Source organism: Halorubrum sp. Hd13 (assembly GCF_002252755.1).
Taxonomy (GTDB): Archaea; Halobacteriota; Halobacteria; order Halobacteriales; family Haloferacaceae; genus Halorubrum.
This window is the reverse complement of sequence record NZ_NHOY01000075.1, coordinates 276-8,013: the sequence shown is the minus strand read 5'-3', so window position 1 is coordinate 8,013 and position 7,738 is coordinate 276. Positions and strand designations below refer to the sequence as shown.

At 66.5% G+C, this 7,738-nt stretch carries 9 protein-coding genes; 7 read left to right on the top strand and 2 right to left on the bottom strand.

Annotation, left to right across the window (positions count from 1 at the left end):
* The first annotated feature begins 656 nt into the window (after positions 1-656).
* The 4 genes from DJ81_RS10245 to DJ81_RS10230 all read left to right on the top strand — a co-directional run bounded on the left by DJ81_RS10245 (position 657) and on the right by DJ81_RS10230 (position 3,896).
* Positions 657-1,298 (top strand): Era-like GTP-binding protein, encoded by a 642-nt coding sequence (locus DJ81_RS10245; RefSeq protein ID WP_094557855.1) that lies wholly within the window; start codon positions 657-659, stop codon positions 1,296-1,298.
* Complete coding sequence (locus DJ81_RS10240) at positions 1,298-1,711, top strand: DUF2073 domain-containing protein (protein ID WP_094524766.1); 414 nt, start codon at positions 1,298-1,300, stop codon at positions 1,709-1,711. The genes DJ81_RS10245 and DJ81_RS10240 overlap by 1 nt, the downstream gene beginning before the upstream one ends.
* A complete protein-coding gene (locus DJ81_RS10235; protein WP_094589550.1) occupies positions 1,712-2,449 on the top strand; it encodes a Zn-ribbon containing protein in 738 nt (245 codons plus the stop codon).
* Between the two features lie 265 nt (positions 2,450-2,714).
* Complete coding sequence (locus DJ81_RS10230; RefSeq protein ID WP_094524764.1) at positions 2,715-3,896, top strand: aspartate kinase; 1,182 nt, start codon at positions 2,715-2,717, stop codon at positions 3,894-3,896.
* A 98-nt stretch (positions 3,897-3,994) separates the two neighbouring features.
* Here DJ81_RS10230 and DJ81_RS10225 read toward each other — a convergent pair whose 3' ends face one another.
* A complete protein-coding gene (locus DJ81_RS10225; RefSeq protein ID WP_094524762.1) occupies positions 3,995-4,504 on the bottom strand; it encodes a hypothetical protein in 510 nt (169 codons plus the stop codon).
* A 330-nt stretch (positions 4,505-4,834) separates the two neighbouring features.
* On the opposite strand from DJ81_RS10225, the gene DJ81_RS10220 reads away from it, so the two are divergent.
* Entirely contained in the window at positions 4,835-5,704 is an 870-nt protein-coding gene (locus DJ81_RS10220) for a hypothetical protein (RefSeq protein WP_094526066.1), read from the top strand.
* 12 nt (positions 5,705-5,716) lie between these two features.
* Here the strand turns inward: DJ81_RS10220 and DJ81_RS10215 are convergent, their stop codons facing one another.
* Positions 5,717-6,295: a hypothetical protein gene (locus DJ81_RS10215; protein ID WP_094524760.1), complete on the bottom strand. Its 579-nt coding sequence runs from the start codon at positions 6,293-6,295 to the stop codon at positions 5,717-5,719.
* A gap of 85 nt (positions 6,296-6,380) precedes the next feature.
* Between DJ81_RS10215 and DJ81_RS10210 the strand changes: the two genes are divergently transcribed.
* Both DJ81_RS10210 and DJ81_RS10205 read left to right on the top strand, forming a co-directional pair.
* Positions 6,381-6,953, top strand: a complete 573-nt coding sequence (locus tag DJ81_RS10210) for a magnesium transporter (protein ID WP_094524759.1) — start codon at positions 6,381-6,383, stop codon at positions 6,951-6,953.
* 98 nt (positions 6,954-7,051) lie between these two features.
* Complete coding sequence (locus DJ81_RS10205; protein ID WP_249269114.1) at positions 7,052-7,651, top strand: magnesium transporter; 600 nt, start codon at positions 7,052-7,054, stop codon at positions 7,649-7,651.
* The last annotated feature ends 87 nt before the right edge of the window (positions 7,652-7,738 follow it).

The window sequence follows — 7,738 nt, the reverse complement described above, 5'->3', positions numbered from 1 at the left end:
TCGAAACGAAGGGGTGGGGGTGCTCGGGGGGCGTCACTACAAATAGAAGGTTTTATAAGCAACCATGAGAAACAGTACCCTCGACAAACCTCTCGAGATTATTGTTGTTTGTTTAGGGTTGTTTGTAGCGGTGTTAACCCATCATTAAACGGGCTTCGCCCGGATATTCGATCTCCCACCGACCCCCCACCCGCACCGAGCCCCGTCTCCAGTCGAAACGAAGGGGTGGGGGAGGAACCGGGAAATGGTACGGGTCGGCGGCCGGCTCCGTGTCAGTCGTGCCCGGCTCTCCGCTACCGCCGTTCAGTAACGGGACTGCTGCCGCTCAGTCACGGCGCTCCTGCCGCTCAGTCACGGCGCTCCTGCCGTTAGGACGCCGTTGCCGCCGTTCAGTCGCGGCGCTGCCGCCGCTCGATTTCCTTCGACTCCGTTTCGGCCGCGGCGATCTCGTTTCGGATATTCGAAACGAACACCGATATCGAGCGGCTCGAATCCGCACGCGTTCAAAATCGGACGATCGGAACGTCTGACGCAGTTCTTAAGTGAGAGGGGCGTGGATTCTACCTTAATTCCCCGAACGAACCCCGGGTGCGGCCGGATCGAGGCGGTGACGCGGGACACGGCTCGTTCGGGAGAAACCAGGATTGGAGGTCAGGATGGGACTGCTCACGAATCTCAAAGACAGCATATCACGGGTCACTGACGGGCTGTTCGCGGCCGACGAACCCAAGCGTATCGGGATCTACGGGCCGCCGAACGCCGGAAAGACGACCCTCGCAAACCGGATCGCACGCGACTGGACGGGTGACGCCGTCGGGCCCGAGAGCCACATCCCGCACGAGACCCGACGGGCTCGACGAAAGGAGAACGTCGAAATCGAGCGGAACGGTCGGAAGGTAACGATCGACATCGTCGACACGCCGGGCGTGACGACGAAGGTGGATTACAAGGAGTTCCTCGATCACGACATGGAGAAGGACGACGCGGTGCGTCGCTCCCGCGAGGCGACGGAGGGGGTCGCGGAGGCGATGCACTGGCTCCGCGAGGACGTCGACGGAGTCATCTACGTCCTCGACTCTTCCACGGACCCGTTCACGCAGGTGAACACGATGCTCATCGGCATCATCGAGTCGCAGGACCTCCCGGCGCTGATCCTCGCTAACAAGACGGACCTTCCCGGAGCGAACGTCCAGCAGATCGCCAACGCCTTCCCGCAGCACGAGACGATTCCCCTCTCGGCGCTCGAAGGCGACAACATGGACGAAGTGTACACGAAGATCGCGGAGTACTTCGGCTGATGCCCGGACCGACCCCCAACGTCGACGGCGACGCGTCGCCCGACGACACGGACGACGGCGTCCGGATCGACATGATAAGCGGCGCCCGGATGGAGGGGCTCACCGGCATGGAGAAGATCCGCCTCATTCTCGACGGCGTCCGCGACGGCAACATCGTCATCCTCGAGGAGGGGCTCTCCCCCGACGAGGAGTCGAAACTGATCGAGGTGACGATGACCGAGATCAGCCCGGACGACTTCACCGGAATCGAGATCGAGACGTATCCGAAGGCGGAGACGACCGACCAGAGCTTCCTCGACAAGCTGATAGGTCGAAAGTCGGCACAGAAGCTCACCGTCATCGGTCCGGCCAACCGGATCGAGACACTGCACAAAGACGAGAACCTCATCAGCACGCTCGTCTCCCGAAAATAGATGCCTCACCAGTGTACCACCTGCGGCCGGACGTTCCCCGACGGATCGAAGGAGATGCTCTCCGGGTGTCCGGACTGCGGTGGGAACAAGTTCCAGTTCAAGCCCGCGGGCGCGACGACTGACGAACCCCCGACGACTGACGAACGCGCGACGACTGACGAACCCCCGACGGGGGAAGACGCGGTGACGGCGGAGGACGCGACAACAACGGACGATCGATCTCCCCGGAGCGGCGACCTCGATTCGACCGATCCCGACGGCGTCGGCGACACCACCGGCTCGACCCCCGTAGACGCGTCTTCCGCTGCCGACGCGTCTTCCGCTGCCGACACTGACCCCACGGCTCCCGACGCCGACCCGGCCGACCCGGCCGACCCAACCGACTCGACGACCGGGACCGAACACGTCCGCGAGCGCAGCGAAGAGGACGTTGCGCAGGCGAGCGCCCGCTCCGACGTTGTCTCGCCCGACGAACTCGACCGAGCGAGCCACCCAGTCGACTCGGAATCGGGCGCGGACACCAGAGACTCAACCGACTCCGAGGGGCCTCGTCCCGACATCGGCGAGCTCCGGGACGAACTCAACGAGCAGTTCGAGAGCATTCGGATCGTGAGCCCCGGAAAGTACGAACTCAATCTGATGGAGCTGTACGACCGGCAGGAGTACATCATCTCGCTACAGGAGGACGGCAGATACGTCATCGAGATGCCCGACGCGTGGGGCATTCAGGACGAGTGACGCCGACGGAGTTCCGACGAGAGCGCTACTGACCGTACTCCACCGAAAGTCGTCGCTCCCGCGAACTGCACGTTCGGGCGACCATTGTCGAAGTGAACACAGTTATGCGGCTTCCTCCGCTACGGGCGCTCATGTCTACTGATCACGCTTTCACTTCGGGGTCTCGAGCCGTCTCTCGTCCGATCCGATGCGGCGGCACTGACTTGCGTTCTCGTTCGATCCGACGCGACGACACCGCTCGGAGTTCTCCCGACGGGGTGTGCGTATGCGCGTAGTTGCTAAGTTCGGCGGTACGAGCCTCGGTAGCGGGGACCGCATCGATCGGGCGGCCGACTCCGTCGCGAACGCGGTCGAGGCCGGTCACGAGATCGCCGTCGTCGCGAGCGCGATGGGATCGACCACCGACGACCTCCTCGAAGACATCACGTTCGAGACGGACGACGCCGACCGCGCCGAGATCGTCTCGATGGGCGAGCGAACCAGCGTCAGGATGCTCAAGGCGGCGCTGTCGGTCCGCGACATCGACGCCGTCTTCCTCGAGCCGGGCCACCCCGACTGGCCGGTGATCACGAACGAGCTCGGTGAGGTCGACATCGAGGAGACCAAGAAGCGCGCGCACGCCATCGCGGAGCGGCTCGACGGCGTCGTCCCGATCATCACCGGCTTCCTGGCGGAGGACCACGACGGCAACGTCACGACGCTCGGTCGAGGCGGGTCCGACACGACCGCGGTGATGCTCGGCAACTACATGGACGCCGACGAGGTCGTGATCGTCACCGACGTCGAGGGGGTCATGACCGGCGACCCACGGGTCGTCGAGGGCGCCCGGAACGTAGGTCGAATCACGGTCGACGAGCTGCGGAACCTCTCGTTCCGCGGCGCGGAGGTCGTCGCGCCGTCGGCGCTCTCGTACAAGGACGAGGACCTGTCGGTCCGCGTCGTCCACTACCAGCACGGCGACCTCCTCAGGGGCGGCACTCGGATCGAGGGGCAGTTCGAGAGCCTGATCGACATGCGCGAGGAGCCGCTCGCGTGTCTCACCATCGCCGGGCGCGCGATCCGCAACCGGTCCGGCATCCTCTCGCAGCTCGCGAACTCCCTCCGCAAGGAGGAAATCAACATCGACGCGGTCGCCTCCGGCATGGACTCGGTCACGTTCTACGTCGACGTCGACATCGCGGAGACTGCCGAGGCCCTCCTCCACGAGGCCGTCGTCGACGACGAGGCGCTCTCGTCGGTGACCGTCGCCGACCCCATCGCCGTCATCCGCGTGACCGGCGGCGAGCTCCCGAACCAGCCCGGCGTCATCCAAGAGATCATCGCCCCGCTGGCCAAAGACGGGATCAACATCATCGACTTGATCACGAGCGCGACGTCGGTCGCGGTGTTCGTCGACTGGGCCGACAGGGAGGAGGCGCTCGAGATCGTTCAACAGCGGTTCGACTGATCGCCAGTCCGTCCGTCACCAGTCCGTCCATCACCAGTCCGTTGTCAGTCCGGTTCGACGACACACCCGTCGGTACCGGAGCAGGACCCCTTTTCGATTCAGTCGTCGTTCCGACCGTTCAACTCCTCGAACTCGATCCGGTATCGGGTGGTCCGTCGCCCCTCGAACCGCGGGCCTCTCCCCGCGGCCGCGAACCCCGAGGCCTCGATGACCTCGCTCGTCGCCTCGTCGTTCGGGACGACGACTTCGACGCCCATCTCCTCTCGTCGCGCGAACCGCCGCGGCTCCTCGAACAGCCGTTCGACCGTCGACCCGTTCCCGTCGAAGTCGGTCACGTGGACGGTGTCGCCGCGAACGTCGAACGCGACGAAGCCGAGCACCGACTCCCCGTCGTCGCCGTCGTCGCTCTCGTCGTCATCGCCGGCGCCGTTCTCGTCGCTATCGGCGGTGCCGCTCTCATCTCTATTGCTGTCGCTACTCTGATCGCCGCCCTCAACCGCGACCCGAACCGACCGGTCGTGGATCATATTTCTCGCGACTTCCCGCGGCCGACCGGTGACCGATGCCAGCGCCTCGGCGTCTGATTCGAGTGCGTCACGAATCCGCATACCACGGCTATCGGACGGATCCGTATAAACCCGCTGTCGAACGGTCGCCGGAATCCGTCGAAAACACGTCGGTTCCACCCGAAACGTCCCCGTCTGCACGAACCGTTTCCCATCTAGACGAACCGCCTCGTGTCTACGCGGACCGCCTCGCGCCTACACGGGCTGCCTCGCACCCGAACGGCCCCCTCGCGACTGTCCGAAGTAATATAGATTTAAACGACCGGCGACCCCAACATCCGACATGAGCAAATCCACTACGATCGTGGTCGGTACGATCGGTGTCTCGGCGGCCCTGTCCGTACTCATCATCCTCTCGTACGTGCTCGGCTGATGTTCTCGTCTCGGTCGCTCGACGATGACCTCGACGCAGTCCGGGAGGAACACGCTTCCGGCTCTCCGGTCCTCGACGTCGACGCCGACTTCGAGACGCTCCCGCCGGCGGCGGCCGAGGACCTCGGACTGTTCGTCGACGGGCTCTCGCCCGCCTCCTTCCCGGCGGCGTGGCTCCCGGACGAGGCGCCGGAACTCCTCCGGCGGTACGCCGGTTCCGCGTTCACCGTCGGACTGCCCGGCGACGGCACCGTCGTCCGGACGACCCAGACCGACCCGCAGACGGTGCTCGTCAAGAAGCGGGCGGAGGGAACTCCGGACGACTTCCTCGCGTTCCTGATCGCCGACCGGCTGGTCCAGGTCGGCGTCTCGCCGTCTCCGGGGTCGCTCCCGGACGACGCCTCTCCCGACCGGCTTCCCGATAGCTTCCTCCCGTTCTTCGGCGAGCGCTACCGCGACCTCGACGCCGCGATCCGCCGACCGGATCCCGACACCGGCGCCTCGACCACGAGCCACGGGCCGAGCGACGTCTTCCAGGTCGCGGCCGCGCTGTTCGACGCGTGGATCGGGCTGTACACCCGCGACGTCTTCGCGTCGTGGCAGGGGACCCGCCCACGGCTGTTCGACGCCTGGGTCGACGCCGGCGATCGCCTAGAGGGTCGGCTCGGGGACCTCTCGGGCGAGGTCGCCCGCGGGGAGACCGACTTCGCGAGCGCGACGGAGTACGCCTGCTCCGCCTTCCGTCACGGCCTCGACCTCCCCGCGCCGTTCGCCGCGCTCGACACCGCCGCCTACCGCGACCGCGGCGCTCCCTACGCGGTGAAGTGGGCGGAGAAGACGTTCGAATCGATGGTCGACGACGGCGCCTGACAGGATACGATCCTAGATGTCGAAGGTGACGTTGCCCTCGCCGTCGAGCTCGATGACGCCCTCGAACAGCTCCCGGAACCGATCGAGCGTCGCGACTTCGTGGACCTCCTCGGAGAGGTGGAAGATCCCGACGGCGTCGTGCTCGTCGAGGAGCGCGAGGATGTCCGCGGCCGCCTCGAACACCGCGTCGTCGTCTGCGTAGTACGCCATCTCGGTGAGCGAGTCGACCGACACCCGTCGCTTCCCCTCGTTCTCCGTGAGGAACCGCTCGACGCGGTCGACCACGCCGTCGAGGTCGTCGGGGGCGGAGACGTAGAAGACGTCGTCGCTGGAGCGCCGCGAGTAGCCCCGCTCGACGGAGAGCGTGTCGAGGATCGTCGCCTTCGTCTCGTCGACGTCGTAGTACTCCAGCTTCTGTTCGACCTCCCGCGCGGTGGTCCGCGTGGAGACGACGAGGAACGCGTCGGTGTCGGTCTTCAGGAAGTCCGTGTCGATCCGGTCCGTCTCGCCGATGCTCGGGTGGACGAGCAGCAGCCCCGTGCCGCCCGGAATTGTTTCCGGCCCGTTCTCGATGGCGAGCGAGTAGTCCATGCGATCGGAAACCGCCCGACCGACTTAACGATGCGGGCCACGTCGTCCGACCGGTTTTTGAGCCTCCCTCGCGTCGGGATGCACGATGGCCGGCCACGACACCGCACGCGACGTCTACCGACAGGCGCTGCCGGTGATCCTCGTCAGCCTCGTCGCCGGGCTGTTCGCCGGCACCATCCTCGGCTCCGAGACGATGCGCGCAGGCATCTCGGAGGTCCCCGGCCTCCTCCTCCTGCTCCCGGCGTTCCTCGCGACCCGCGGCGGCGTGTACGGCTCCCTCGGGGCCCGACTCTCGACCGGGCTCCACCAGGGACTCATCGAGCCCCAATTCCGGCTCGACCGGCGGCTCAGGAACGCGATCCTCGCTTCCTTCATCAACGGGATGAGCGTCTCCGTCTTCATCGCCGTGGTCACCTACCTCTGGCTGACGCTCCTCGGGACGGAGGGGAACCTCCTCCAGCTGGTCGGGATCATGGTCGTGGCGGGGTTCCTCTCGGCGACCCTCATGATCTCAGTGCTGATCGCCGTCATCTTCGTCGGCTACCGCCGGGGGCTCGACCCGGACAACGTGATCGGCCCCGTCGTGACGACGCTCGGCGACGTGTTCGGCGTCCTCTTCCTCCTCGTCGGGATCTACGTCGTGGGGGCCGTGCTGTGACGGACGCAGACGCGGGAGGCGGCTCGACGTCCGATTCGGGTGGCGGCTCGACGTCCGGTTCGGGTGGCGGCTCGACGTCCGGTACGGGTAGCGGCTCGATGTCCGGTTCGGGCGGCGGCTCGGCGCCCGGCGCGGAGACCACGATGACCGACGAGTGGTCGATCGGTCGGATCGTTCGGACGATGATCCCGCTCCTCGCCGCGCTGTCGGTGCTCCAGCTCGTCTCGGGCACCGTCCTCGAGACGTACGAGGCGGTGCTCGTCCGCAACCCGGCGCTCCTCGTGTTGGTGCCGGTCCAGATCGGGACGGCCGGGAACCTCGCGTCGATCACCTGTTCGCGGCTCACCACGCAGCTCTACCTCGGGACGTACGAGCTGGACCCGTCGAACCCCGACCTCAGGGCGAACGCCGGCGCCGTGTTCGCCTTGGCGGGGACCGTCTTCGGCGTCGTCGGCGTCGCCGCGTGGGCGATCGGCGTCGCGCTCGGCGGCACGCTCGGGCTCGGACAGGTGCTCCTCGTCTCGCTGGTCTCGGGGATGCTCCTCGCCGTCCTCGTCGTCGTCGCCAGCGTCGCCGCCGTAGAGGCCTCGTACCGGATCGGGCTCAACCCCGACGACACGACCATCCCGGTCGTCACCAACGTCTGTGACATCGCCGGTGTGCTGATCCTCTTCGCCGTCGTCTCGGTCGTCGTGTGAGTTCGGACGCCGGTGAGAGCGGACGGCGCTGTCGCCGTCCGAGCTCAGAACACGCTGTCGGCGGTCGCGGCGCCGACGACGCTGAAC